This is a genomic window from Azospirillum formosense (genome assembly GCF_040500525.1).
In the GTDB taxonomy this organism is placed as follows: Bacteria; Pseudomonadota; Alphaproteobacteria; order Azospirillales; family Azospirillaceae; genus Azospirillum; species Azospirillum formosense_A.
On the sequence record NZ_CP159405.1, the window covers coordinates 529159 to 555725 of the forward strand.

A 26567-nucleotide genomic window follows, 5' to 3' on the forward strand; every position below is an offset into this window, starting at 1 on the left:
AGCACGTCGTGTCTCCAAAATAATCCAAAAACGAAAGGGGACCAATGCCGTCCCTCTCGGCGAAAAGCCTTAGGCCGCCCGCCGTTCCGCCAGCCCCTCCACCCGATGGTCCTCTGCGGCATTTTGGCCGAAGGGCCGGCCCGCCCCGCGAAACGGGCTTGCCTTTCAATCTGATATACTAGTATTTTATTTTGCGAAGGACAGACGCGCGGCCCGGCCGGCCCAAGCCCGCCCGTGCCGCGAGCGCATCCCCCAGGACCGCACCGACCGCCACGCGCCGCTCCCCTCACGCCGGCTCTGGCGCGACGGTCTTACCGATGACCGCCCGCGCGCCGCGCCCGCCGTTCCCGCCCTCTTTTGCGGAGCCCGTTTCGATATGACCACCACCCCCCCGATCCGCCGCTTCCGGCAGACGAAGATCGTCGCCACGCTGGGCCCGTCCTCCTCCTCGCCGGAGATGATCCGCGCGCTGTTCGAGGCCGGCGTGGACGTCTTCCGCCTGAACTTCAGCCACGGTTCCCACGACGACCACGGCGCCCGCGTGCGCGCCATCCGCGCCCTGGAGCGTGAGCTGGACCGGCCCATCGCCATCATGGCCGACCTCCAGGGACCGAAGCTGCGGCTCGGCCGCTTCGCGGACGGCGCGGTGGAGCTGACGGTGGGCCAGCCCTTCCGCCTCGACCTCTCCACCGAGCCGGGCGGCGCGACCCGCGTCGGCATGCCCCATCCGGAAATCTTCGCCGCCCTGCGCCCCGGCACCGACCTGCTGCTCGACGACGGCAAGGTGCGGCTGCGCATCGTCGCGTGCAGCCCCGACCACGCCGACACCGTCGTCGTGGCCGGCACCAGGCTGTCCGACCGCAAGGGCGTGAACGTGCCCGACGTGCTGCTGCCGCTGTCGCCGCTGACCGCCAAGGACCGCGCCGACCTCGTCTTCGCGCTGGAGCAGGAGGTGGATTGGGTGGCGCTGTCCTTCGTGCAGCGTCCCGAGGACGTGGCGGAGGCGCGCAAGCTGATCGCCGGGCGCGCCGCCCTGCTGTCCAAGCTGGAGAAGCCGCAGGCCATCCAGCATCTGGAGCGCATCGTCGAGCTGTCGGACGGCGTCATGGTCGCCCGCGGCGACCTCGGCGTGGAGATGCCGCCGGAGGACGTGCCGAGCATCCAGAAGCGGATCATCCGCGAGGCGCGCAAGGCCGGCAAGCCGGTGATCGTCGCCACCCAGATGCTCGAGTCGATGATCGGCGCTCCCGCCCCGACCCGCGCCGAGGCGTCGGACGTCGCCACCGCCGTCTTCGACGGCGCCGACGCGGTGATGCTGTCGGCGGAGACCGCGTCGGGCGCCTACCCCATCGAGGCGGTGTCGATGATGGACCGCATCGCCCGCCGGGTCGAGCACGACGACCTCTACCGCACGATGATGGACGCCCAGCACGCCGACCCGCAGGAGACGGCCGCCGACGCCATCACCGCGGCGGCGCGGCAGGTCGCCCACACCATCCACGCGGCGGCCATCGTCACCTACACCACCAGCGGCTCCACCACCCTGCGCGCCGCCCGCGAGCGGCCGGAGGTGCCGATCCTCTGCCTGACCGCGACCGTCGCCGCCTCGCGCCGTCTGGTGCTGGCCTACGGCGTGCACAGCGTGCTGACCGAGGACATCCAGAACTTCTCCGACATGGTGCACAAGGCGACCCGCATCGCCTACGCCCATGGCTTGGCCGAGGACGGGCAGCGGCTGGTCATCACCGCGGGCGTGCCCTTCGGCATGCCGGGCTCGACCAACATCCTGCGCATCGCCTGGGTGGAGCGTCCGGTGCTCGCGGCCGGCGGATACACGCAATACGCGCAGGAGTCGCGGTCAGATCAATTGACCCCGGTCATGGCCGACGCCGGGGCGTGACTTAGGATGGCACACAGCGCCGGTGCCGCATGAAGCGGACGCCGGCGCCCATTCACGAGGTGCCTCATGCTCAGCCCGATTACCCCCCAACCCGCGAACGCCGCCGGGACGGGCGCATCGGTCCGCGGCTGGGTCCATTCGGTGGAGACGGGCGGCACGGTCGATGGGCCGGGTTTGCGCTACGTCCTGTTCCTGGCCGGATGCCCGCTGCGCTGCCAGTACTGCCACAACCCCGACACCCGCCACATGCATGACGGGTCGCCGGCCCAGTCCGCCGACGTGCTGGCCGACATCGCCACCTACGCCGATTTCCTGCACCGCGCCCATGGCGGCCTGACCATCAGCGGCGGCGAGCCGCTGGTCCAGCCGGAATTCTGCGCGGCCATCTACCGCGGCGCCAAGCAGCTCGGCCTGCACACCGCGCTGGACACCTCGGGCTTTCTCGGCAGCCACGCCGACGACCATCTGCTGGCCGACGTCGATCTGGTGCTGCTCGACATCAAGGCGTTCAAGGAAGCCACTTACCGCGCGGTGACCGGCGTGCCGCTGCGCCCGACCCTGGAATTCGCCGAGCGGCTGTCCGCGATGCGCAAGCCGATCTGGCTGCGCTACGTGCTGGTGCCCGGCCTGACCGACCATCTCGACGAGATCGAGGGTCTGGCGGAATTCGCCGCCGGCCTGGAGGTGGTGGAGCGGGTGGACGTCCTGCCCTTCCACAAGATGGGCGAGTTCAAGTGGAAGCAGCTCGGCCTGCCCTACGCGCTGGCCAACACCGACCCTCCCGCGCCGGAGCTGACCGAGCGGGTGCGCGGCATCTTCCGGACGCACGGCCTGACGGCCGTGTGAGACGCCGCACGAGACGAGGAGCACCGTCATGGACACGCATTCCCTTCCGGAGGCCACCCCGCACGCCTCCCCGGCCATCTCCCCGGCCATTGCCCCGCCCGTGTCGTCCCTCGACGCGCTGATGCCCGACGCCATCGCGGTCGCGGCGGAGAATCTGGGCGTCAAGAAGGCCAACTACGACGCCGCGACGCTGTTCGCCCTGGCCGTCCTGGCCGGCGCCTTCATCGCCCTGGGCGGGCTGTTCGCCACCGTCGCCATGTCGGGGGCGGAGGGCATGCTGCCCTACGGGGTGACCCGGCTGCTCGGCGGCCTGGTCTTCTCGCTGGGGCTGATCCTGGTCATCGTCGGCGGCGCGCAGCTCTTCACCGGCGACGCGCTGATGGTCATGGCCTGGGCGAGCGGGCGGGTGAAGACCGGACGGATGCTCCAGGTCTGGACCATGGTGTGGCTGGGCAACTTCGTCGGCGCCGCCGGCACGGCGCTGCTGGTGTTCCTGTCCGGGCAATACGCCTTCGGCCACGGGGCGGTGGGCGCCTCGGCGCTCTACTTCGCCACCGCCAAGGCGGGTTTGCCCGCCGGACAGGCCTTCTTTCTTGGCATCCTGTGCAACGTGCTGGTCTGTCTGGCGGTGTGGCTGGCGCTCGGCGCGCGCAGCGTGACCGACAAGATCCTGGCCATCGTCTTCCCGGTCAGCGCCTTCGTCGCCGCCGGGTTCGAGCACTGCGTCGCCAACATGTACTTCGTGCCGCTGGGCCTGCTCATCGAGTGGGGCGCCCCGGCCTCCTTCTGGGCCGACCTGGGCCGCGCCGCGCCGGTGATCCCGGTCGGGCAGTTCCTGCTGAACCTCGCCGCGGTGACTCTGGGCAACTGGTTCGGAGGCGCGGTGCTGGTCGGCGCCGTCTACTGGTTCATCTACCGCCGCCCGAGCCGCCGCACGGCGCATTGAACGGCGGCGCTTGCCCCCTCCCTAACCCTCCCCCGCTTCGCAGGGGAGGGGACTGCCGCGGCTTGCAGAAGGCACCCTCCCCCGCCCAACGGGGGAGGGCCGGGGTGGGGGCAAGGTCAACCCATTCCCTCACCCCGCAGGGCAACCATGGCCCAGCCCATCCCCACCCATCTCCAGGCGCGCAGCGGCATCGTCTCCATGCTGCTGGCGGTGTTCCTCTACGCGGTGCTGAACGCGCTGGCGAAGCATCTCGCGGCGAACTATCCGCTGGCCGAGGTGACCTTCTTCCGCAACGCCTTCGCCCTGCTGCCCGCCACCGCTATGCTGGCCCGCGCCGGCGGCTAGCGCAGCCTGCGCACGGAGCATCTGGGCGGCCATTTCTGGCGGGCGGCGATCGGCCTGACCTCCATGGTCCTGCTGTTCCTCTCCTATCACCTGATGCCGATGGCCGACGCGGTGGCGCTGTCCTTCTCCGCGCCGCTGTTCCTGACCGCGCTGTCCGTGCCGGTGCTGGGGGAGCGGGTCGGCCCCTACCGCTGGGGGGCGGTGGCGGTGGGTTTCGCCGGGGTGCTGGTCATCGTGCAGCCGGGAAGCGCCATGCTGAACACCGGCGCGCTGGTCGGGCTGAGCGCCGCCGTCGCCTACGCCTTCGCCATGATGGCGATGCGGCAGCTGGGGCGGACGGAGGCGCCGGTCACCACCGTCTTCTACTTCACCGCCTTTTCCACGCTGCTCAGCGCCGTCGCCCTGCCCTTCGTCTGGACGATGCCGACGGCGGAGGGCTTCGCGCTGATGGCGGCGATGGGGCTGGTCGGCGGGGCGGCGCAATATTTCGCCACCCGCGCCTACGCCCTGGCCCCGGCGGCGGTCATCAGCCCGTTCAACTACGCCGGCATCCTCTGGGCCTGCCTGTTCGGCTGGCTGTTCTGGAGCGACTGGCCGGGAACCCATGTGCTGGCCGGGGCCGCCATCGTCATCGCCAGCGGCCTGCTGATCCTGATCCGCGAGACGCGCCGCCGCTCCGGCGCGGAGACGTGCGACACTTCGCCCGGCATGTCCCGAACTTTGCCCCTCAGCACCGGCCGCAAACACTAATATATTAGCTTTCATGATTTCCTGCGGGGCTCCGGCCCACGCCCGCGCGCCCCGCCCGCCCGACGAGGTGGCTCATGCCATCGGACTCCCTCACCGCCGCCCCGCCGCGTCAGCGCCGGCTGGCGGCACCCCGTCCCGCCCCGCGCTCCGCCTCCCTCATCTACCGCGACCTGCGGAACGACATCCTGGGCATGCGCCGACGACCCGGCGAGCCCATCGCCGAGGCCCGCATCGCCGCGTCCTACGGCGTCAGCCGCACCCCCGTGCACGAGGCGGTGCTGCGGCTGGCCGACGAGGGGCTGATCGACGTCTTTCCGCAGTCGGGCACCTACGTCTCGCTGATCCCGGTCGCCGCCCTGCCGGAGGCCGGGGTGATCCGCAAGGCGCTGGAGGAGGCCGCGGTGCGGATGGCCGCCGTCCGCGCCACCGCCAGCGACATCGCCCGGCTGCGCGCCGCGCTGGGGGCGCAGCGCGACCTCTGCGCCGCCGGCGACCGCGACGGCTTCCACGAAGCCGACGAGAGCTTCCACGCCCTGCTCGCCGAGGTCGCCGGATTCCCTGGTTTCTGGACGCTGGTGGAGCAGGTGAAGGTGCAGGTCGACCGCTGCCGCCGCCTGACCCTGCCCGTCCCCGGACAGATGGCCAAGGCCATCGCCGAGCACGACGCCATCGTCGAGGCCATCGCCGCCCACGACCGCGAAGCGAGCGTCCGGGCGCTCGGCGCCCATCTCGACGAGCTGCGCTTGGCGATCGACGATTTGCGGGCCGCCGCACCGCTTTACTTCACCGACGCGCCCACCGCCGCGGGGCGTCAAACCCCGTCCCGGCTTTAATCCCCAATCGGCTTGCGACATTTTGGCGTCGCGCTTTCCGACCCCCGTTTTGTGCTTGCCTCGAAAGCTGATATATTAATATAACTAGCACGACGGGACAGCGCGCGGACGTGAACAACCGGCGCCGCCCGTTCACCGGACAACATCAGGGCAGCCGCGCGGAAGAACACCGCGGGCGCTTCGGAACAAAGGACAAGTAACGCCCAGCTTCACCCCCGTCGGCACGCGCCGATGGCGCCGGGATTTTGCGCCCTCATCCCCTTCGGGATTATTTTTTGCCCCCGCCTTCGCAGCGCTGTTATTCGAGGCGCAGAGCCGGACAGCCGGGGCTTCTTCCGAACGCTGGAACTATTCGTTCGTCCATTTTCGGCGGGCCGACGTCCCGCCTCCGCTCCAACAGGCACTTCTCCTAAGGCAGGAGTACGGTCCATGAAGAACACCTTCCGCCGCCTCGGCATGGCGCTGCTGGCCGCCTGCGCCGCCGGCGCGCTGCTCGCCGCCCCGGTCTCGGCCCGCGACTTCCGGTCGGCCGACATCCATCCCGGCGACTACCCGACCGTCGAGGCGGTCAAATACATGGGCAAGCTGCTGAGCGAACGCAGCAACGGCAAGCTCGGCGTCAAGGTCTACCCGAACGGCGCGCTCGGCAACGAGCGCGACACGATCGAGCAGATCAAGATCGGCGGCCTCGACATGATGCGCATCAACGTGGCGCCGCTGAACAACGTCGTCCCGGAGACGATGGTCGTCGCCCTGCCCTTCATCTTCCGCGACACCGACCACATGCACGCCGTCCTGGACGGCCCGATCGGCGACGAGATCCTCGCCGCCATGGAAAGCCAGGGGCTGATCGGCCTGGCCTTCTACGACAGCGGCTCGCGCTCGCTCTATTCGAAGAAGCCGGTGTCGTCGCTGGCCGACCTGAAGGGCATGAAGATCCGCGTCCAGCAGTCGGACCTGTTCGTGTCGATGATCGAGGCGCTGGGCGCCAATCCGACGCCGATGCCGATGGGCGAGGTCTACACCGGCCTGAAGACCGGCATCATCGACGCGGCGGAGAACAACTACCCGTCCTACGAATCCTCGCGCCACTTCGAGGCCGCCAAGTATTTCACCCGCACCGAGCACGCGATGGCGCCGGAGGTGCTGGTCTTCTCCAAGGTGACCTGGGACCGCCTGTCCAAGGACGACCAGGCCGCGATCCGCAAGGCCGCCAAGGACTCCGTCCCCTACATGCGCAAGCTGTGGACGGAGCGCGAGGAGGCCTCCCGCGCCATCGTCGAGAAGGCCGGCTCCCAGATCAGCGACGTGAAGAACAAGCAGGAATTCATCGACGCCATGAAGCCCGTGTTCGCCAAGTTCGCCAACACGCCGAAGCTCCAAGGCCTCGTCCAGCGCATCCAGGACACGAAGTAAGGCGCGGTCGCGGCGCCGGCCAAGGGCCGGCGCCGCCCCCCGCGGGAAGGACGGCATCATGAGCATCGAACTTGAATTGGAAGAGGCCCGCCCCCTCGCCGCTCCGCGCCTGCTGACGCGGGTGAACGCGCGGCTGGCGCGGTCGGGGATGTGCGTGGCGATGGTCGGCCTGATGGCCATCGTCGGTGTGGTGTTCTATCAGGTCTTCGGCCGCTACGTGCTGAACGACTCGCCGACCTGGGCGGAGAGCCTGGCCATCGTGCTGGTCCTCTACGTCACCCTCATCGGCGCCGCCGTCGGGGTGCGCGACGCCGGCCACATCGGCCTGGAATCCTTCCTCGTCATGCTGCCCGACGCCATCCGCCGCAAGGTCGAGATCGTCATCTACGCCCTCGTCGGCGTGTTTGGCGCCTGCATGGCCTACAACGGCTGGGTGCTCGGCACCTCCGTCGCCCCCTACTACATCCCCAACCTGCACGTCTCCGAAGCCGTCCGCTACATCCCGCTCGTGCTCTCCGGCGTCCTGATCGTGCTTTTCGCCATCGAACACGTCGTCGCCATCATCCGCGGCGAGGAGGTCGCACCATCATGGAACTGACCATCCTTTCCATCAGCTTCTTCGGCTTCCTCGTCCTGGGCATCCCGGTCGCCTTCGCCATCGGCCTGTCGGCTCTGTGCACCATCCTCTACGAGGGCCTCCCCGTCGCCGTCATCTTCCAGCAGATGATGTCCGGCATGAACGTCTTCTCCTTCCTCGCCATCCCCTTCTTCGTCTTCTCCGGCGAGCTGATGCTCCACGGCGGCGTCGCCGACAAGATCGTCGCCACCGCCAAGAACATGGTCGGCCACATCCGCGGCGGCCTGGGCATGTCCAACGTCGTCGCCTGCACCCTCTTCGGCGGCGTCGCCGGCTCCCCCGTCGCCGACGTCTCGGCCATGGGTGCGGTGATGATCCCGATGATGAAGCGCGAGGGCTACCACGCCGACTACGCCGTCAACGTCACCACCCACGCCGCCCTGGTCGGCGCGCTGATGCCGACCAGCCACAACATGATCATCTACGCCCTGGCCGCCGGCGGCAAAGCCTCCATCGGCGCGCTGATCGCCGCGGGCATCGTCCCGGCCCTGCTGCTGATGGTCTGCAACCTGGGTGCGGCCTACTACGTCGCGGTCAAGCGCGGCTACCCCGCCGGCACCTTCCCCGGCTGGTCGATCCTGGGCCGCTCCTTCGCCGCCGCCGCCCCCGGTCTGCTCATCGTCGTGATCATCCTGGCCGGCATCACCTCGGGCGTCTTCACCGCCACCGAGTCCGCCTCCATCGCGGTGATCTACGCGCTGCTGCTCACCACCTTCGTCTACCGCACGCTGACCTGGGACCACTTCCTGGCGGCGGCCGCCAAGACGGTCAAGACGACCGGCGTGGTCCTGCTGCTGATCGGCGTCTCGACGATGTTCCAGTACATCATGGGGCTGTATCAGGTGGCGGAGATCACCGGCGAGCTGATGGCCGGCATCTCGACCAACCCGCTGGTCATCTTCCTGCTGATCAACATCATCCTGTTCCTGCTCGGCACCTTCATGGACATGGCGAGCACGATCCTGATCTGCACGCCGATCTTCCTGCCCATCGCCATGCAGTACGGCATGGACCCGGTGCAGTTCGGCATCGTCATGCTGATCAACTGCGCGCTCGGTCTCAACACCCCGCCGGTCGGCACCACCCAGTTCATCGGCTGCGCCATCGGCGAGGTCTCGGTCGGCCAGGTCATGCGCTCCATCACCCCCTTCTACGGCGCGCTCTTCCTCGCCCTCCTCCTCGTCACCTACGTCCCGTCCTTCTCCCTCTGGCTCCCGCACATGCTCATGCGCTGACCGGGCGCCCCCAACCGCACAGCAAGGATACCGCGGGGCGCTCCGATCATCGGGCGCCCCGCTGCAATGGAGACGAATCATGATGACCGCCGAACTCTGGCCGCAACTCGTCGCCTTCGGGCAGGTGGTCGCCATCGACCTCGTTCTGGCCGGCGACAACGCCATCGTGGTCGGCATGGCCGCCGCCGCCGTCCCGGCGGAGCAGCGGCGCCGGGTCATCCTGTGGGGCATCAGCGCCGCCATCGTCCTGCGCATCATCTTCGCCCTGATGACCACGCAGCTTCTCGCCATCATCGGATTGACGCTGGCCGGCGGCGTGCTTCTGCTCTGGGTCTGCTGGAAGATGTTCCGCGAGCTGCGCTCCCAGGGCGCCGACGAGATCACGCCGGAGGAGGCGCTGGACGCCCCCGACGTCCTGCCCGGAACCGCATCCTTCAGCAGCAACGCGGCGGTGGCCGCCGCCGGCAGCGTCTCCGTAGGAGCCGCCGTCTGGCAGATCGTGGTGGCCGACGTGTCGATGTCGCTTGACAATGTGCTTGCGGTGGCCGGTGCTGCCAAAGAGCATCCGACCGTGCTTGTGCTCGGCCTGCTGCTCTCGGTGGCGTTGATGGGCGCCGCCGCGAACGTAATCGCACGTGTTCTGCACAAACATCGCTGGATTGGTTGGATCGGTCTTGCGATCATCACTTATGTTGCGCTCGACATGGTCTGGCGGGGCTCGAACGAGGTTCTGGCCCACACGGCCTGGCTCGGCTGACGGGAAGAAAGGGATAAGGCCTGCCGCGGACGGCGTGCGGCGGCGCCAACGAGAAGCAAGACCGCCGTTGGGGAAGAGATGACATGTCCAAACCGTTAGGAATTGCCCAGGATAGGGCGGTGCGTCCGAGCCGGCTGGGGGGCGTTCAGGGGCGCCTGTTCACCGGTGTCGGCGCCGTGGTGTGCTGCACGCTCGTCGCCATCGGGGTGGCGTTGACCGGGTACGCCGGCTTCGGCCGGACGCTGCAGGTGATCACCGCGGAGGCCGTGCCGTCCGCGCTCGGCGCCCTGCGGGCCGCCCAGCACGCGGGCCGCATCGACGCGCTGGCGCCGGCCTTCCGCTCCGTCACGAGCAAGGAGGAGAAGGCGGATCTGGCGGCGCGCATCGCCATGGAGCGGCACGACTTCGAGCGTGAGCTGCGCGATCTGGCCGAGCTTGAGCAGAACAGCGCCAACGCCGCGTCCCGCGGCGGCGGTCCGTCCGAAACCGCCGCCGCCAGCAGCGCCGCCCAGGCCCTGCTCGCCAACGTCACGCTGCTCGATCAGGCGGCGGACAAGCGGATCGGGCTGAGCGACCGCCGTTCCGAACTGCTGGAGCAGGTGGTCACCGCCACGCGGCGCCTGTCCCAGCTCGTGGCGCCCTGGAAATCGATCCACAGCAGCGGCGTGGACATGCAGCGCGCCGCCTTCCGGGACGACACCCGCCCGGCGGAGGAGCGGCTGCAGGCCGGCGAGGAGTATCTCCGGACCGAGGAACAGCTCACCCTCGTCCGCAGCATCGACGACGGCGCCACCACCGTCCGCGGCCTGCTGACCGAAGCCGCCGCCAGCGTCGACGAAAACCGGCTGTCGATCATCGAGGCGCAGACGCGCATCCTCGTGACCACGATGACCGCCAGTTCCAGCCAGTTGCCCGAGGCGTCGCGCGAAGCGATGGCCGAGCCGCTGAAGGCGATCGAAACCCTTTCGATCGAGCCGAACGGGCTGATTCCCACCCGTCTGGCCGAGCTAGAGATCCTGAAGGCTCAGCGGGACCTGCTGACCAACAACCTCAGCCTGTCCGAAACGCTGTCGATGGCCGTGGTCAACCTCGTGCACACGCAGGAGGGCGCCATCACCACCGCCGCCGAGGACAGCGAAAAGGCCCTGTCCAACGGCACGATCCTGCAGATCGGGGTCGGCGTGGTCAGCCTGCTGCTGTCGGCGCTGGTCGTCCTGGTCTTCGTGCGCCGCATGGTGGTGCGCCGCCTGCTCACCCTTCAGGGCGGGATGGAGAAGATCGCCGCCGGCGATCTCGACGTGACCATCCCGTCCGGCGGCCGCGACGAGATTTCCGCCATGGCCCGCACGGTGGAGGTCTTCCGCGAGAACGCCCTCGCCAAGCGCCGGCTGGAGGCCGAGCAGATCGAATCCTCCCGCCGCGCCGAGGAGGACCGCAAGCGCTCCCTGGAGGAGATCGCCAGCAGCTTCGAGGGGGCCGTCGGCAGCGTGGTCAGCCGCTTCGTGGCGGAATCCACCGAAATGGAGGAGAGCGCCCGCAGCATGTCGGCCACGGCGGAGGAGACCAACCGCCTCGCCACCAGCGTCGCCGCCGCGACCGAGCAGACCTCGGCCAACGTGGAGACGGTCGCCGCGGCGTCCGAGCAGCTCACCAGCTCCATCGAGGAGATCACCCGCCAGATCACCGAATCCACCAACATCGTCCGCGAGGCGATGACGCTGGCCGAGCGCGCCAACGGGCAGATCGGCGGCCTGGCGGACTCCGTGCAGAGCATCGGGCGCGTCGTCGATCTCATCAACGACATCGCCAGCCAGACCAACCTGCTGGCGCTCAACGCCACCATCGAGGCGGCGCGCGCCGGTGAAGCCGGCAAGGGCTTCGCCGTCGTCGCCAACGAGGTGAAGGCGCTGGCCGCCCAGACCGCGCGCGCCACCGGCGAGATCGCCGCCCAGGCCGCCGGCATCCAGAGCGCCACCGGCGAAGCCGTGCAGGAGATCCAGGCGGTCGTGCAGGTGGTCACCCGCGTCGGCGCCATCGGCGCCACCGTCGCCGCGGCGGTGGAGGAGCAGAGCGCCGCGACCAAGGAGATCGCCCGCAACGTCCATCAGGCGGCGCTGGGCACCACCGAGGTGACGCAGACCATCGCCGGCGTCAACGCCGCCGCCGACCGCAGCGGCACCGCCGCCCGCACTCTCCTGGACAAGGCCCACGACCTCGCCGACGGCGCCAACGCGCTCAACCGCGAGCTGTCCGGCTTCCTCCAGCGCGTCCGCGCGAGCTGACGGGAACGCCCTTCCCCGCACCGTCGCGGGGAGGGGCGCCCCCCCTTACTGCGAAATCACGATCTGGCGTTCGCGCCCGCCCTTGCCGATGATTTTCAGCACGCGGCGGCCACGCTCGTCGCGGCTGGATTCGTCCAGCACGACCCGCCCCAGGGCGGCGAGCAGGTGCAGCAGCTCGCTGTTCGAAGCCACCCCGAAGCCCTGGCGAAGCTCCGCCAACAGGGTCTCCGTCTCATCGCGCGTCGTCACGGGCCCTGCCCTCCGGCTTTTGGTTGCGGGCCCCAGCCTGCCGCAGGACGGGCGCCGCTGTCGAGTGCCCTGAAAGCGGAAGAGGACGGCTTGACAGGCGGCTTGCCAGCACGCCCTGCGGCCACTACGGTCACTGCCCGTATCGTCACCCCCGCGCCCGACGGCGCCGGCGGACCAGTCAGGAGAGGCAGCATGGCAAAGACAGGCAACGGGCGGAACGGCGCAGGCAAGCCGGCCACCGGAACCTTCACGGGCACGCCGGCGGACCGCCTGGTCCGCTATTGGCGCAACAGCGACCGCCGCTTCGACGAACTGCTCGACGAGACGCTGGACGCGGGCCGCCAAGCGGTGCTGGAAGCCGCTCTGGAAAAGCTGCGCGAGGAGGAACAGCCGGAGTTCCTCGACGAGGTGGAGACCATCGCCGAATCCGTCCGCCGCACCGACTCCCAGGGCGACGACATGATCGCCACCCTCTTCTGGCTGGCGGTGGAGGTGTCCGGCGACCTGTCGCAGCCGCCCGCGGCGGCGGCCATCGAAGAGGCGCTGGATTCCACCGGCCTGCTGGAAACCGCCGCCGACACCCGCCTGCTGCCGGTCTGGCTGGAGCCGGAGGCGCTGGTCTATCTGGAGGCCGCCGACCGCCGCACCCTGCTGCTGCGCCTGCTGGATTCGACCGACGCGGCGCTGCGCTTCGTCCGCGAGGCCGATCTGCTGGCCGATCCGGCGGACGCCGGCACCCGTCTGGTCGGCGTCGTCGGCCTGATCGAGGAGGAGGCGGAAGCCGTCGAGACGGCCGGCGAGGACGCGGTTCCCGATTTCCTCGGCCTCGCCCGCATCGGCGAGGACGGCGAACCCGAACTCGACCCCGCCGAGGAAACCCGCATCCGCGAGGCGCTGACCCGCTTCACGGCGGCGATCCAGGGCGCCGACCCGCGCGTCCAGCGCTGCGAGCCGGCCGGCGGGCTGAACGACCTTCTGGACCTGATCGCCGAAGCCGATTGGACGGACGGCGGCGAACTGGCGGAGCTCGCCTCCTTCATCGACGTGGCGAGCGACGAGACGGCGGACGCGGTGGTGGACGCCGTGGTGACCAGCACCGCGCACGGCCTGTTCGTCCGCGCCTTCAACGCCGACGGACGGCTGCTGGACGAGCGGGCCTTCACCCTGCAGGGCGACGAGGCCGCCCAGGCCGTCGCCCTGCTCCAGCAGCGCTGCCGGACCGTCACCAAGGAGTAAAAAGAGGCGTCTTCCGGGCGTCTTGTGGCGGGACGCCCCTTCGCCACCCTGTTGTTCGGCGCGGAAATCGGGTACACCCCTATTGGCAACCCGGTTTCCTGTCCCACCCCAGTCTTGGAGCTTCTTCGATGCGCGACCAGTCACTCTCCATCGCCGAGGCGGCGGCCTGGCTGAAGTGCTCGGAAGCCGAGGTGGAGGAACTTGTTCAGGCGGGCCGGCTGCGCGCCGACCGGATGGAACCGGCGATCGACCGGATCTCGCTCAACACCGTCATCGTCCTGGCGGAGAGCCTGCCGGTCGAACGCCGCATCTTCGAGGTGCGCGAGGCCGCCGGGCGGATGGACTCCTCCGAATCCCGCGGCCACTACCCGTCCCGCCCCTCCGGCGGCATGGACCAGCGCCCGCCGGTTGTGGTGGAACGCCGCCCCTCGCGGTCCTTCACGCCCCGCTGATCGCGTCAGACCAGGGTCCGCTGTGAGGCCGCCGCCGCCGGGTGGAGAACCCGACGGCGGCGGCCTCCCGTTTGCTCAGACCAGCTCGACGCGCAGCGCCGTCGGGCCGCCGTCGCCCGGCACGGCGACGAAACGCACGTCCTCGCCGTCGGCCACAACCTCAAGCCCGGACTGGCGCAGGATCGCGCGGTCGAAATAGACGCCGATGCCCGTCTCGTCGTCCCACGGGTCGATCAGGCCGGACTGGCTGTCCAGATTGTACCAGCGCACGGTGCCGTAGATCATCTCGCCCGAGGGCACCGGCATCAGGGCCGGGGCCGACCGCTCGCGCCGCGGCTTGGGTTCGCGGACGGCGGCCGGGGCGGGACGGGGCGCCTGGGGATCGCCGGCCTCGGCCTGACGCTGGCGGCGCTGCTTGGGCGCGCGGGCCGGCTTGGCCTCCGCCGGGTCGGCGGGGGTGATGGAATGGATGGCCACGACCTGCGGCCCCTTCGGGGTTTCGGCGATGTCGCAGACGAGGCCGGTGCCCTCGGTCAGCGACACCTCGCCCAGCGAGGCGAGAACCCGGGAATGCAGAAACGCCTCACCGCTTCCGTCGGCGAAGCGGACGAAGCCGAAGCCCTTGTCGGCCTTGTACCATTTGACGACCGCCGTAACCTGCTGCTTTTGCTCTTCGCTCACTCTGGACACTCGATGCATGGAGGACAACCGGTCCAACAGTGACCGGATTTGGCGATCCGCGCAATGCGGCATCCGTTCGCCGCCCCCGCAATCGCACCTCGATTTCACTCTTGTCCCATGGGCGAGACCGCGCATCCGGCCACCGCTCCAGCCGGCGGCCACCGCAAAAGAGCGGAAAATTTTAAGTAAACGCCTGAAAACGCTCTTTAAATCCGCTTTAAAAGCCGCCCTGTACTCTCCCTTCCGAAGTCCATCGCGGAGAATCCCGTGGCTCGCTTCCGGTCCAACCGAATTGAGATGAGGATCTCCCGATGAGCCTGTTCAGCGCCATGCGGTCCGGTGTGAGCGGGATGTCCGCGCAAAGCTCGCGGATGGCCGCCATTTCGGACAACATCAGCAACTCCGCCACCATCGGCTACAAGCGCGCCGCGGTGGACTTCTCGACGCTGATGACCTCCTCCGGATCCACGAGCAACTACTCTGCGGGCGGTGTGCGCTCCAACGTGCATTATGAGGTGTTGAAGGACGGGACCATCCAGGGCACCCAGTCCGCCACCGACTTGGCCATCGAGGGGCGCGGCTTCTTCGTCGTCGCCGACAACGCGGGCAACACGGGGTCCTCGTCGGGCTACGCGCTGACCCGCGCCGGCAGCTTCCTGCCGGACGACCAGGGTTTCCTGCGCAACAGCGCCGGCCAGTATCTCCAGGCCTGGAAGCTGGGTCCCGACGGCAGCCTGCCCGCGGTGAACCGCAGCAGCTTCGACGGGCTGAGCGCCGTCTCCATCGCCGGCCTGGCCTACGGCGGCAGCAAGACGACGCAGATGAGCTTCGCCGGCAACCTGCCGGCGCAGTCTGACGGCAGCTCCAGCTTCGACACCTCCACGTCGCTTTATGACGGCCTCGGCAACCCGCTCGAGGTCAAGCTGAGCTGGCAGAAAACCGGGAACCCAACCGATCCCAACGAATGGAGGCTGACGGTCACGCCGCCTCCCGGCTACACCGCCGACCTTCCGACCACCACGATCTCATTCGCCGCCAGCGGCGACTCCTCCGGTCTGCCGACCGGCGCGCTGCCGCAGATCACGCTGACCTCGCCGGCCAACCCGACGCCCGATACGATCAAGCTGTCCATCGGCAACCTGACGCAGCTCAACGGCGATTACGTGCCGCAATTCATGGGCGACGGCGCCCGCGCCGGCCGCGTCAGCACGGTGGACGTCGACAAGGCGGGCACGCTGTGGGCCGTCTACGACAACGGCGCCCGCCAGCCGCTCTACCAGGTGCCGGTCGCCGACGTGGTCAACCCCGGCGGTCTGGTCCCGCAGGACGGCAACACCTACACGCTGGGCATCGACAGCGGCACGATGACGCTGAGCAACGGCAACAGCGGCACCGCCGGTTCGGTCGCCGGCTATGCGCTGGAACAGTCGAACGTCGACATCGCCGAGGAGCTGGTGTCGCTGATCGAGACGCAGCGCGCCTATTCCTCGAACGCCACGCTGGTGCGCACCGCCGACGAGATGGTGGACGAGACCACCCGCCTGAAGCGCTGACGGACGGGAAAGGGGATAGCCCGCCATGAGCCTCCAACTGGCCCTCAGCGCCGCCCTGTCCGGGCTGCGCGCGACCCAGCAGCAAGCCGCGCTGGTCTCGCACAACATCACCAACGCCACCACCGCGGGCTTCGTCCGCAAGGATCTGGCCGTCTCCACCGCGATCAGCGGCGGGCGCGGCCAGGGCGTGCGCGTCGACGGCGTGCTGCGCAGCGTGGACGAGTTCCTGATCCGCGACGCCCGGTTCGAGCAGAGCCGCTACACCGCGCAGGAAACCCGCGCCTCGGCGCTGGCCGACTACGCCACGGCGCTGGGCCAGCCGCAGGACGAGCGGTCCGTCTCCACCGCGCTGGCGAAGCTCCAGCAGTCCTTCAGCCAGCTCCGCAACCAGGCGGACAACGAGGCGGCGCGCACCGCCGTGGTGGATTCCGCGGAATCGCTGGTGCGCCGCCTGCACGACACCGCCGCCGCCGCCATCACCGTGCGGAACGACGCCAAGGCGCGGCTGCAATCCTCCGTCGACGAGGTCAACCGCTCGCTCGTCCGCATCGGGGAGCTGAACAGCGCCATTGCCACCCAGAAGGCCAAGGGCGCCGAGACCGGCGATCTGATGGACGAGCGCGACCGGCTGCTCGATCAGGTGTCGAACGAGATCGGCATCCGCACCCACACCCGTGAGAGCGGAGAGGTAGTAGTGATGACGCGCAACGGCCAAACGCTCCTCGACCGCGAGCTTCCCATGGGTGCCCAGCCGCTTCAGGTCGTCGGCGGCGATCTGGTGGCCGGCGGCAAGATCATCTCCGACCACCCGGACCAGGACATCCAGAGCGGGCGCATCATGGGCTACGTCCAGACCGCCCACCAGGACATGCCGCGGGCGCTGGCCCAGCTCGACGAGCTGGCGGCGGGCATCGTCCAGCAGTTCCAGGCGGCGGAGGCCGACCCCACCCAGCCGGGCCTGTTCACCGACGCCGGCGCCGCCTACGGCACGACGGAAGGGCTGGCCTCGCGCATCGCCGTCAACGGCAGCGTGCGCGGCAACCCCTGGAAGGTGCAGAGCGGCGTCCAGGCGGGCGCCCCGCTGGCGTCGGGCGACACCACGCAGATCGACCGATTCCTCAACGCCTTTTCCACCACCCGCAGCTTCGCCGCGGCGGACCTGCCCTCCTCGGCCACGCTGGGCGACTACGCCACCGGCATGGTCTCGACCCAGCAGGGCTACCGCACCACCGCCGAGTCCGAGATGAAGACCCGCAAGATCAGCGCCGACGCGCTGCAATCGGCGCGGCTCAACCGAGACGGCGTGAACGTCGACGACGAAATGCAGAAGCTGCTGCTGATCGAGCAGAGCTACGGCGCCAGCGCCCAGGTGCTCCAGGCCGCCGGGCGGATGCTCGACACGCTGCTCCAGATCCGGAACTGACGCCATGCTCTACAACGCCGTCTCCACCCTCGGCCTTAGCAAGCGCCTGCAGACCGCCAACACCGAGCTTCAACTCGAACGGCTGCGCAACAACGACGAGATCGCCAGCGGCAAGCACTTCGACGTCGCCAAGGCGCTGGGCGCGCGCACCGGGCAGGCGATCGCGCTGCGCAACCTCTATGACGAGACCGAGCAGACGCTGAAATCCACCGCCCTGCTGCAGGGCCGGCTGGGCACCATGGACAGCGCGCTGACCAACATCCTGTCCGCCGGGCAGGACGTCCTGGCCGCCGCCTCGGTCGGTCTGGGACAGCCCTCGCCCACCGGCAGTTCGCTCCAGGTGCGGGCGCGCGCCATGCTGGAGCAGGTGGTGGGGATGCTCAACGCCTCCTCCGGCAACGGCTACCTGTTCGGCGGGGTGGAGGTGAAGGCCGCCCCCATGCGCGCCGTGCAGGGCGACGAGTCCGGCCTGCCCTCCCCCATCCAGATCGTGCAGGACACCATCGCCGCGGCCACCGGGGGCACCGCGTCGCCGCAGACGCCCGCCGAGACCGCGGCCGCCGTGGCGGCTCTGGACGACCTGTTCGCCACGCCGTCGGCCGCGCCGCTCGGCTTCGAGGGCGGGTTCTACCAGGGGGCGCCCTCGACCGCGCCGCGCCTCAGCGCCCGGCTCGACCGCACGACCGAGATCCCCTACGGCATCCAGGGCAACGACCCGGCCATGCGCGACCTGCTCCAGGGCCTCTACATGCTGGCCAGCATCGACACCAGCCAGCTGCCGCTCGACGCCTACAAGCCCTACATGGAGGCGGCGGTCGCCAAGGTGTCGGGTGGCATCGAGGGGGTGCGCGACGCCACCGCGCAGCTCGGCATCCACCGCGCGCAGCTCGACGACATCGCGGCGATGAACACGACGCAGCTCCGCGTCCTCAACGATCAGCTCGACGCGATGGAAAGCGTCGATCCGGCGGAGGCGAGCCTGCGCATGAACCAGCTCGAGGTGCAGATCGAGGCGACCGCGGCGGCCACCGCCCGCATCGCCCGGATGAGCCTCGCCAACTACCTGTAGGACGGCGCGGCCTTCCTGCGGGACGATGAAAGACGGTCTGATGAAGCACCGCCCGACGAAGCACGGCCCGACGAAGCATGGCCCGATCCGCCGAGCCCTCCGCGTGGCCGCGCTGGCCGCGGCCTGCCTGCTGGGCGTCGCCGCCCTGGCGGGCGAGGGGCTGGCCCAGACACGGGTGAAGGACCTCGTCACCTTCGACGGGGTGCGCCGCAACCAGCTCATCGGCTACGGCCTCGTGGTCGGGCTGAACGGCTCGGGCGACCGGCTGATCAACACGCCCTTCACCGAGCAGAGCCTGAAGGGCATGCTGGAGCGGCTGGGCATCAACACCCGCGACGAGGTGTTGCGCACCCGCAACGCCGCGGCGGTGATGGTCACGGCCTCGCTGCCGCCCTTCGCCCGCCAGGGCACGACCATCGACATCACCGTGTCGGCGCTGGGCGACGCCACCAGCCTGCTCGGCGGGACGCTGCTGGTCACGCCGCTGCTGGGCGCCGACGGGCAGGCCTACGCCGTGGCCCAGGGGTCGCTGTCGGTCAGCGGTTTCTCGGCCGGCGGGGTGGCCGCCAACGTGACCAAGGGCGTGCCGACGAGCGCCCGCATCGCCAACGGCGCCATCGTCGAGCGCGAGCTGAAATTCGCGCTGGACGAGACGACCGCGGTCCGCATGGCGCTGCGCAACCCCGACTTCACCACCGCCAACCGCATCGCCGACGCGGTGGCGGCGCGGCTGGGCGGCAGCGCCGTCCATGTGCTGGACGCGACCACCGTCGACGTGCGCATCCCGCCCCGCTACACCGGCGCGGTCGCCCGGCTGATCGGCGACATCGAGCAGCTCACCGTGCGCCCGGACGGAATCGCGCGGGTGGTCGTGGACGAACGCAGCGGCACCGTGGTCATCGGCGACGACGTGCGCATCAGCCGCGTCGCCATCACCCAGGGCAACCTGACGGTCCGCGTGGTCGAGACGCCCCAGGTGTCGCAGCCGCAGCCCTTCTCCGACGGGCAGACGGTGGTGGTTCCGCGCACCGACGTGCAGGTGCAGGAGGGCAACGGCCGCCAGTTCGTCACCATCGGCGGCAACGTCAGCCTGCAGCAGCTCGTCAACGGGCTGAACGCGCTGGGCGTCGGGCCGCGCGACATGGTCGCCATCCTCCAGGCGATCAAGGCGGCGGGCGCCCTGCACGCCGATCTGGAAATCATCTGATCCCCTCCGGCTGGACGACGACGCGATGGACATCCCTCCCCTTTCCACGACCGCCCCCACCACGAAACCCGCCGCCCTCGACCCCGCGGCCGCCCGGAAGGCCGGGCAGGAGTTCGAGGCGCTGATGGTCGGGCAGATGCTTGAATCCATGTTCGCCGGGGTGGAGACCGGCAGCGCCTTCGGCGGGGGCCAGGGCGAGCGGACATGGCGCGGCTTCATGCTCCAGGAATACGGCAAGGCCATCGCCGAGGCCGGCACGCTGGGGATCGGCCGCATGGTCGAGGCCGATGTGGCCCGCCTCTACGGCCAGACGAGCGAAGGAACCAAGGGATGAGCCGCCGTTTCAAAGACCTGATCCGCGAATTCGCCCCCGACGCCAAGCCGGTCGAGGACACCATCGCCATCGCCGCGCCGGAGCCCGAGATGCCCGCGCTGGCCGACGGACTGACCGCCGTCGTGATGATGGAGTTCCTCGACACGGTGGCGGAACTGAGCATCCTGCTCGACGAGGAGACGGCGGCGCTCGCCGCCGGCGAACTGGAGGGGCTGGAGGTTTACGCCCGGCGCAAGCAGGCTATGGCCGACCGGCTGGGCGGCATCATGACCCAGGCGCAGTCGGGCACGCTGCGGCTGAACGACGACCTGCGCGCGATGATCCTGGAGCGGGTGGAGCGGCTCGACCGCGCCATCAACGACAACGCGGCCGGGCTGGTCGCCATGCGCAAGGCTGTGCTGTCGATCAACCGCAGCCTCCTGGTGGCGTTGGAGAAGGCGGCCAGCGACGGCCTCTACGCCCCCTCCGGCCACGCCGTGCGCCCGGTCGAGCTGTCGGCGTCGGGCCTGAACGCCGAGCTGTAGGCCGGACTTTCCCTCTCCCGGGACAGGAGAGGGACTGGAAGCGCCTTGCGGAGGGTTCCGCCGCCGGATGCGGGCCGCTATAGTCCGGCGTCCGCTTGGCCGCATCTTCCCAAGGCTTCCGCATGCCCGCAACCGACCGCGCCGGCTCCCCGTCGCTCGCCGTCTTCACCCATGGCGAGCTGATCGGCGACGCGCTCATCAAGATTCCCTTCGTGCGCGCCCTGCGCGGGCTGTTCCCGGACCACCGGATCACCTGGATCACCACCGAAGGCACCCATCTGGCGACCACGCTGCGCCCGATGATGGATGGGCTGATCGACGAGTTCCGCGCCGACACCGGCATCGGGCGCAGCCCGCTCGGCCTGCTGAAGCCCATGCCCATCAAGGATCGCTTCTCCCTGGTGCTGGACACCCAGTCCCTGCCCTGGCGGACGCTGCTGGCACGGCGGCTGAAGCACGACCTGTTCGTCTCGGCCTGCGCCGGCTACCGTCTGTCGGACCGCCGCCCACCGCCCGGCTACACGGAGCCGCGGCATGTGCTCGACCGCCTCTTCGATCTGCTGGAGGTGGCCGCCGGCCGCCGGCCGCCGCTGGACATGGCCGTCCCCATCCCGGCCGACGCCGAGGCGGAGGCGCGCGCCGTCCTGCCCGACGGGCCAAGCTACGTCGCCATCGCGCCGGGGGCGGGCAAGCGGGTGAAATGCTGGCCGCTGGACCGCTTCGTGGAACTGGCCCGTTCCCAGGCGGCGAATGGCCGGGTGCCCGTCTTCATCCTCGGCCCGGCGGAGCTGGACTGGCTGCCGGAGCTGCGCGCCGCCGTGCCGCAGGCGCTGTTCCCGCTCCAGGACGCCGCGCTGGCGGAGCCGCGCTACTCCCCGATCCGCACCATCGCGCTGACCCGGCGCTGCGCCGCTGCGGTCGCCAACGACAGCGGGACCAGCCACCTGTTCGGCCTCGCCGACGTGCCGCTGCTGACCCTCTACGGCCCGACCATCGCGGAGAAGCTGCGCCCCAAGGTGACGCGGGGCGCCGTGCTGACGGCGTCATCCTTCGGCGGCCGCGAGATGGAGCGCATTCCCGCCGATGCGGCGATCCGCGCGGTTGAGGCGCTGGTCCGTTCGTAATCCGGCAAACACCTTCGGGCCACCCTCCGGGGAGAGGGGACCGGCACCCGGATCCGTGCCTCAAACCTTCACCGCTTCACGGCGGGGGTGATCTCCCCCGCCTCTTCCAGCCGCCGCAGGCAGGCGACCAGGGCGCGCTGGAAGTTGCGGCCCTCAGAGGGCAGGTTTACGCCCTGGCCGGTCGTCCAGAACTCCACGAAGGCGCAATCGGCCGCGCGGTCCGCGGTCGGCCACTCGACGGCCACGCCCAACCCGATTTCCGCCGTGCGGCGGCGGCTGTCGGTGACCAGGATCTTCGCCTCCCAATGCATGCCGCCGCTGCCCGCCTCGGCGCGGCGGTGGCTCCACAGGCGCAGGTAATCCCGGAAACTCTCGGAGGAGCGGTCGTGCTGAACGTAAGCGCCCCGGTCCACCACCGCCGGGGCAAGGCGCAGCGTGTAGCGCGCCTGGGCGAGCGCCTGGGTCACCTCGGCGATCAGCCGATCCATCTCGGCGAAGCTGCGCCGCACGTTGTCGGCCAGCGCGGTCGCCAGCGCCTCCCCCTTCAGCGCGCCGGAGGCGGCGCGGTCGGAGCGGTACATCTCGAACAGATCGTCGCTGTCGCTCATGGCCGTGATGCGCCGCGGAAGGGAAGGAGTTCCTTCGTCTACCGCCAAACCCGTTGAGAAGACATTAAGCGGACTTCCAAACCATCCGGCGCCCCCGTCATGCCCGCCCTCCTACGCCCGTTGCGCCGGCGGCGCGGCCCCTCCGTTCTTCAGGCGCAGCACATACATCATCACCTCGGCCACCGCCTGGTAATGCTGGAGCGGAATCACCGCGTCGACCTCCGACGCGGCATAGAGGGCGCGGGCCAGCGGCGGGTTCTCGATCACCGGCACGCCGTTCTCCTCGGCCACCGCGCGGATGCGCAGCGCCACGAGGTCGGCCCCCTTGGCGAGGCAGACCGGCGCCGGCATCTTGGCGCGGTCGTATTCCAGGGCCACCGCGAAGTGGGTCGGGTTGGCGATGACCACCGTGGCGCGCGGCACGTTCGCCATCATGCGGCGCTTCGAGCGGTCGCGCCGGATCTCGCGCAGCTTCGCCTTCAGATGGGGGTCGCCCTCGGTCTGCTTGAACTCGTCCTTCAATTCCTGGAAGGTCATGCGCAGGCGCCGCCGCCATTCCAGCCGGTTCCACAGCACGTCCACGGCGGCCATCACCACCGTCGCCAGAAGGACGGCCAGCAGCAGCCGCAGGGTCAGATCCCGCAGCAGGTCGGGAAGCGCCGCAACGTCCATGCCCACGATCCCCTCCGTCCAATCGATGTAGGGCGCCACGGCGAACCAGACGGCGCAGGCGATGATCGCCAGTTTCACGAGACTCTTCACGAACTCGACCAGCGCGTGGCGCGCGAAGATGCGGCGCCAGCCGCTGAGCGGCGACAGGTGCGACAGCTTGGGCCGGATGCGGTCGCCGGCCGCCAGAAGCGGCCCCTGCCCCACCGCCGACACCACCGCCCCGCCGACCAGCAGGCCGAACACCGGCAGCATCGCCACCGCCACCCCGCCGATCAGCCAGCGCAGGCTGTTCATCACGTCGTAGGGACCGCCGTCGAGCCGGATGTCGTTCGGATTCTCGATCAGCGGCAGCAGCACCTCGGCGATGCGCGAGGCGGCGAGCGGTCCGCCGGCCGCGGCGATCAGCCAAGCCGCCGCCATGGTGGCGGCCAGACCGACGTCGCGGGCGCGGGGGACGTCGCCCTTGTCCATCGCCTCGCGCAACCGTTTCTCGGTCGGCTCCTCGGTTTTCTGGTCCTCGTCCTGGCTGTCCGACATCGCCGCCCCCTCACCGCCCCCTTCTCATCGCCCGCCGAGCCAGCCGGCCAGCGCCGCCAGCGTGGCGGTGACCATGGCGCCCGCCGTCACCAGGAAGACCAGCATCCCGCCGCCGACCATCGCCGGGGTGGCGACGAAGTAGACGGGCATGGAGGGCATCACCCGGTTGACCAGGGCCAGCGCCATGTTGGCGATCATGCCGAACACCAGGAACGGCGCCGCCATCTGCACCCCCAGCCGGAAGGTGACGCCGACGAGCTGGGCGTAGCGCCCCGCCACCATGCCGGGATCGGGCAGCGTCGCCGCCGGCCAGCTTCCGTAGGAGCGCACCAGCGCGTCGATCATCAGGTAATGCAGGTCGAGCGCGAACAGCAAAGCCAGCCCGGCGATGACCAGCGTGCCCGACAGGATCGACCCGCTCTCGAACCCCGCCGCGTCGGTGCCGAAGGGATTGGCGAGGCCCATTGCCTGGGCGGCGATGTTGCCGGCGACCTGGAGCGAGGCCAGGAACAGCTTGGCCCCCAGCCCGAGGAAGGCGCCGGCCACCGTCTCCGCGAAGATCTGCTCCAACATCACCGCGGCGTCGGGCGGCAGCCGGTCCGGCAGGCCGGGCACCGTCGGGGTCAGCGCCAGCGCCACCGGAATCGCGATGCACAGCCGGACGCGCGGCGGCACCGCCAGCTCGCCGAAGCCCGGCAGCAGGCTGACCGCCGCCGCGACGCGCGCGAAGACCAGGAAGGCGCGGTAGACCTCCAGGCTGAGCAGGTCAGCGAGCGTGTCCATCACCGTTCCCTCAGACCTGATCGATCGTCTTGACGGACACCTTGCGGTGCAGTTCGGCATGGCTGATGACCGGGGTCATCGGGCTGACCCGCTCCAGCAGGGAGCGCACGAAGGGCCGCACCTCCGCCCCGACCAGCAGCGCCGGCCAGACCTGCGGCGTGGCGTGCTTCTGGATGGTGATGCGCAGCGCGGTCAGAAATTCCTGCACCTGGGTCGGCGGCATGGCGAAGCGGCGGTCCTCGCCCTCGGCGACGATGCTCTGCTGGAGCGCTTGCTCCCAGCGCGGGGTCAGGACGATGACCGGGACGAAGCCGTCGGGCGCCGTCAGCGACTGGCAGATCTGCTGGCCCAGACGCGCCCGCACATGCTCGGTGACCAGCGTGATGTTGCGCGTCCAGTTCACCGCCTCGGCGATGGCCTCGACGATGGCCGGCAGGTTGCGGATCGACACCCGCTCCGCCAGCAGCGCCTGGAGCACGCGCTGCACCACCACCAGCGTGATGCGCGACGGCACCATGTCGGAAATCAGCTTCTGGTACTCCCGCCCCAGCCCGTCCAGCAGCTTCTGCATGGCGGCGAAGGTCAGCAGGGTCGAGAGATGGTCCTTGATGACCTCGGTCAGGTGGGTGGTGATGACGCTTTCCGGGTCGACCACCGTGTAGCCCTTGGCGATGGCCTCCTCGTGGCGCGCCGGGTCGATCCAGCGGGCCTGGAGGTTGAAGGTCGGTTCCCGCGTCGCCTCGCCGGGCAGGTCGGGGGCCGCGCCGCCGGACGGGTCGATGGCGAGCAACTGCTTGGGCCGCACCTCGCCGCTCGCCACCTCGACGCCCATGACGCTGACCACATAGCCCTTGGGGGGCAGGAAGCTGCTGTCCTTGATGCGCACCGACGGCAGGATGAAGCCGAACTCCTTGGCGAAGCGCTTGCGCAGCGTCTTCACCTTGCCGGTCAGCGGCCCGTTCTTGTTGAGGATCAGCGGGACGAGGTGGTTGCCGACCTCCACCTTCACCTCGTCGACCTTCAGCATGTCCTCCACCGCTTCCTCGGCCGGGGCGGTGGGCGCCTTGCGGCTTTCCTCCAGCCGGGCGAGTGCGGCGCGGCGCATCTTGCCGCGCATCGCGTACCAGCCCGCCGTTCCGAAGCCGCCGCCCAGCAGGATGAAGGGCGCGGCGGGCAGGCCCGGCGTCACGCCCAGCGTGCAGAGCAGCCCGCCCGCTACCATCAGCGCCTTGGGGTAGCCGCCGAGCTGGGCGAGCACCGCCTGGTCGGCGGAGCCGACGTTGCCGCCCTTGGTCACCAGCAGGCCGGCGGCCAGCGAGACGACCAGCGCCGGGATCTGCGTCGCCAGACCGTCGCCAACCGTCAGGATGGTGTAGACCGACGCCGCGGATTCGAAGGACATGCCCTGCTGGGCCATGCCGATGGCCATGCCGCCCAGCACGTTGATGGCGGTGATGACCAGCCCGGCCACCGCGTCGCCGCGCACGAATTTCGACGCGCCGTCCATGGCGCCGAAGAAGGTGCTCTCGTCCTCCAGCTCCTTGCGGCGGCGGCGGGCCTCGACGTCGTCGATCATGCCGGCGGACAGGTCGGCGTCGATGGCCATCTGCTTGCCGGGGATCGCGTCCAGCGTGAAGCGCGCGCCGACCTCGGCGATGCGGGAGGCGCCCTTGGTGATGACGACGAAGTTGATGACGATCAGGATGGCGAAGATCACCACGCCGATCACGAAGTTGCCGCCCATGATGAACTGGCTGAAGCCCTCGATCACATGGCCGGCGGCGGACGGGCCGGTGTGCCCGTGGCTGAGGATCAGGCGGGTGGACGCGATGTTCAGCGCCAGCCGCAGCACCGTGACGACCAGCAGCACGGTCGGGAAGGAGGAGAAGTCCAGCGGCTTGCCGATCCACAGCGAGACCATCAGGATCAGCACGCTGACCGCCAGCGACAGCGCCAGCCCGAGGTCGAGGAACCAGGTCGGCACCGGCAGGAACAGCACCGCCAGCACCAGCAGGATGCCCAGCGCGAACAGCACGTCGCGGTTCGCCAGCCCGGCATCGCCGAGGCTGGTCATCCGGTTCCGAAGGGTGTCCGTGAAAGCCATGCGGGAACTCCAGGGTGCGGCACCGTTGGTACGCTAGCGCCCCGCGGTAAAACCGGCTTTTACG

The 26567-nt window shown here is 69.9% G+C and carries 26 protein-coding genes; 20 read left to right on the forward strand and 6 right to left on the reverse strand.

The annotated features are described in order from the left end of the window. Positions 1-376 precede the first annotated feature (376 nt). From pyk to ABVN73_RS26805, 11 genes are all read left to right on the forward strand, one after another. Positions 377-1900, forward strand: a complete 1524-nt coding sequence (gene pyk / locus ABVN73_RS26755) for a pyruvate kinase (RefSeq protein WP_353861607.1) — start codon at positions 377-379, stop codon at positions 1898-1900. Positions 1901-1966: 66 nt separating this feature from the next. Then, on the forward strand, positions 1967-2746 hold the full coding sequence (gene pflA / locus ABVN73_RS26760; protein ID WP_353861608.1) for a pyruvate formate-lyase-activating protein: 780 nt from the start codon (positions 1967-1969) through the stop codon (positions 2744-2746). Positions 2747-2774: 28 nt separating this feature from the next. After that, positions 2775-3692, forward strand: a complete 918-nt coding sequence (locus ABVN73_RS26765) for a formate/nitrite transporter family protein (protein WP_353861609.1) — start codon at positions 2775-2777, stop codon at positions 3690-3692. A 147-nt stretch (positions 3693-3839) separates the two neighbouring features. Next, positions 3840-4037: a hypothetical protein gene (locus ABVN73_RS26770; RefSeq protein ID WP_353861610.1), complete on the forward strand. Its 198-nt coding sequence runs from the start codon at positions 3840-3842 to the stop codon at positions 4035-4037. A 63-nt stretch (positions 4038-4100) separates the two neighbouring features. Next, positions 4101-4787, forward strand: a complete 687-nt coding sequence (locus tag ABVN73_RS26775; protein WP_353861611.1) for a DMT family transporter — start codon at positions 4101-4103, stop codon at positions 4785-4787. A 74-nt stretch (positions 4788-4861) separates the two neighbouring features. Continuing rightward, positions 4862-5620, forward strand: coding sequence for a GntR family transcriptional regulator (locus ABVN73_RS26780; RefSeq protein ID WP_353861612.1), 759 nt, complete (start codon positions 4862-4864; stop codon positions 5618-5620). 429 nt (positions 5621-6049) lie between these two features. Then, positions 6050-7036, forward strand: coding sequence for a TRAP transporter substrate-binding protein (locus ABVN73_RS26785; protein WP_109072220.1), 987 nt, complete (start codon positions 6050-6052; stop codon positions 7034-7036). A gap of 58 nt (positions 7037-7094) precedes the next feature. Further along, positions 7095-7634, forward strand: coding sequence for a TRAP transporter small permease (locus ABVN73_RS26790; protein WP_353861613.1), 540 nt, complete (start codon positions 7095-7097; stop codon positions 7632-7634). Beyond that, on the forward strand, positions 7625-8908 hold the full coding sequence (locus tag ABVN73_RS26795; protein WP_174438785.1) for a TRAP transporter large permease: 1284 nt from the start codon (positions 7625-7627) through the stop codon (positions 8906-8908). The genes ABVN73_RS26790 and ABVN73_RS26795 overlap by 10 nt, the downstream gene beginning before the upstream one ends. A gap of 79 nt (positions 8909-8987) precedes the next feature. Next, a complete protein-coding gene (locus tag ABVN73_RS26800; RefSeq protein ID WP_353861614.1) occupies positions 8988-9665 on the forward strand; it encodes a YjbE family putative metal transport protein in 678 nt (225 codons plus the stop codon). Between the two features lie 83 nt (positions 9666-9748). Then, a complete protein-coding gene (locus ABVN73_RS26805; RefSeq protein ID WP_353861615.1) occupies positions 9749-11947 on the forward strand; it encodes a HAMP domain-containing methyl-accepting chemotaxis protein in 2199 nt (732 codons plus the stop codon). Between the two features lie 45 nt (positions 11948-11992). Here the strand turns inward: ABVN73_RS26805 and ABVN73_RS26810 are convergent, their stop codons facing one another. Continuing rightward, positions 11993-12196, reverse strand: coding sequence for a hypothetical protein (locus tag ABVN73_RS26810; RefSeq protein ID WP_353861616.1), 204 nt, complete (start codon positions 12194-12196; stop codon positions 11993-11995). 192 nt (positions 12197-12388) lie between these two features. On the opposite strand from ABVN73_RS26810, the gene ABVN73_RS26815 reads away from it, so the two are divergent. Both ABVN73_RS26815 and ABVN73_RS26820 read left to right on the forward strand, forming a co-directional pair. Then, a complete protein-coding gene (locus tag ABVN73_RS26815) occupies positions 12389-13432 on the forward strand; it encodes a hypothetical protein (RefSeq protein WP_353861617.1) in 1044 nt (347 codons plus the stop codon). Between the two features lie 128 nt (positions 13433-13560). Beyond that, positions 13561-13884, forward strand: coding sequence for a hypothetical protein (locus ABVN73_RS26820; RefSeq protein ID WP_014199685.1), 324 nt, complete (start codon positions 13561-13563; stop codon positions 13882-13884). A 75-nt stretch (positions 13885-13959) separates the two neighbouring features. Here ABVN73_RS26820 and ABVN73_RS26825 read toward each other — a convergent pair whose 3' ends face one another. Continuing rightward, positions 13960-14565 (reverse strand): cold shock domain-containing protein, encoded by a 606-nt coding sequence (locus ABVN73_RS26825; RefSeq protein ID WP_353861618.1) that lies wholly within the window; start codon positions 14563-14565, stop codon positions 13960-13962. A 311-nt stretch (positions 14566-14876) separates the two neighbouring features. Between ABVN73_RS26825 and ABVN73_RS26830 the strand changes: the two genes are divergently transcribed. The 7 genes from ABVN73_RS26830 (at position 14877) to ABVN73_RS26860 (ending at position 21799) form a co-directional block, all read left to right on the forward strand. Further along, positions 14877-16118 (forward strand): flagellar hook protein FlgE, encoded by a 1242-nt coding sequence (locus tag ABVN73_RS26830; protein ID WP_353861619.1) that lies wholly within the window; start codon positions 14877-14879, stop codon positions 16116-16118. Between the two features lie 25 nt (positions 16119-16143). Next, on the forward strand, positions 16144-17541 hold the full coding sequence (flgK, locus tag ABVN73_RS26835; protein ID WP_353861620.1) for a flagellar hook-associated protein FlgK: 1398 nt from the start codon (positions 16144-16146) through the stop codon (positions 17539-17541). Positions 17542-17545: 4 nt separating this feature from the next. Next, positions 17546-18610, forward strand: a complete 1065-nt coding sequence (locus tag ABVN73_RS26840; protein WP_353861621.1) for a flagellin — start codon at positions 17546-17548, stop codon at positions 18608-18610. Positions 18611-18650: 40 nt separating this feature from the next. Further along, positions 18651-19817 (forward strand): flagellar basal body P-ring protein FlgI, encoded by a 1167-nt coding sequence (locus tag ABVN73_RS26845; RefSeq protein WP_353861622.1) that lies wholly within the window; start codon positions 18651-18653, stop codon positions 19815-19817. Positions 19818-19842: 25 nt separating this feature from the next. Next, the gene (locus ABVN73_RS26850; RefSeq protein ID WP_353861623.1) at positions 19843-20151 is read left to right on the forward strand and encodes a rod-binding protein; all 309 of its coding nucleotides are present in this window, start codon (positions 19843-19845) and stop codon (positions 20149-20151) included. Continuing rightward, positions 20148-20675: a flagellar protein FlgN gene (locus ABVN73_RS26855; protein ID WP_353861624.1), complete on the forward strand. Its 528-nt coding sequence runs from the start codon at positions 20148-20150 to the stop codon at positions 20673-20675. Before ABVN73_RS26850 ends, ABVN73_RS26855 begins: the two co-directional genes overlap by 4 nt. Before the next feature lie 122 nt (positions 20676-20797). Next, positions 20798-21799 carry a glycosyltransferase family 9 protein gene (locus tag ABVN73_RS26860; RefSeq protein WP_353861625.1) on the forward strand — a complete coding sequence of 334 codons (1002 nt, stop codon included), beginning with the start codon at positions 20798-20800 and terminating at the stop codon, positions 21797-21799. Between the two features lie 68 nt (positions 21800-21867). Here ABVN73_RS26860 and ABVN73_RS26865 read toward each other — a convergent pair whose 3' ends face one another. The 4 genes from ABVN73_RS26865 to flhA all read right to left on the reverse strand — a co-directional run bounded on the left by ABVN73_RS26865 (position 21868) and on the right by flhA (position 26503). After that, a complete protein-coding gene (locus tag ABVN73_RS26865; protein ID WP_353861626.1) occupies positions 21868-22407 on the reverse strand; it encodes a hypothetical protein in 540 nt (179 codons plus the stop codon). Positions 22408-22518: 111 nt separating this feature from the next. Continuing rightward, complete coding sequence (gene flhB / locus ABVN73_RS26870; RefSeq protein WP_353861627.1) at positions 22519-23616, reverse strand: flagellar biosynthesis protein FlhB; 1098 nt, start codon at positions 23614-23616, stop codon at positions 22519-22521. A 24-nt stretch (positions 23617-23640) separates the two neighbouring features. Next, a complete protein-coding gene (locus ABVN73_RS26875) occupies positions 23641-24399 on the reverse strand; it encodes a flagellar biosynthetic protein FliR (RefSeq protein ID WP_109072436.1) in 759 nt (252 codons plus the stop codon). 10 nt (positions 24400-24409) lie between these two features. Then, on the reverse strand, positions 24410-26503 hold the full coding sequence (gene flhA, locus ABVN73_RS26880) for a flagellar biosynthesis protein FlhA (protein ID WP_353861628.1): 2094 nt from the start codon (positions 26501-26503) through the stop codon (positions 24410-24412). Between the last annotated feature and the right edge of the window lie 64 nt (positions 26504-26567).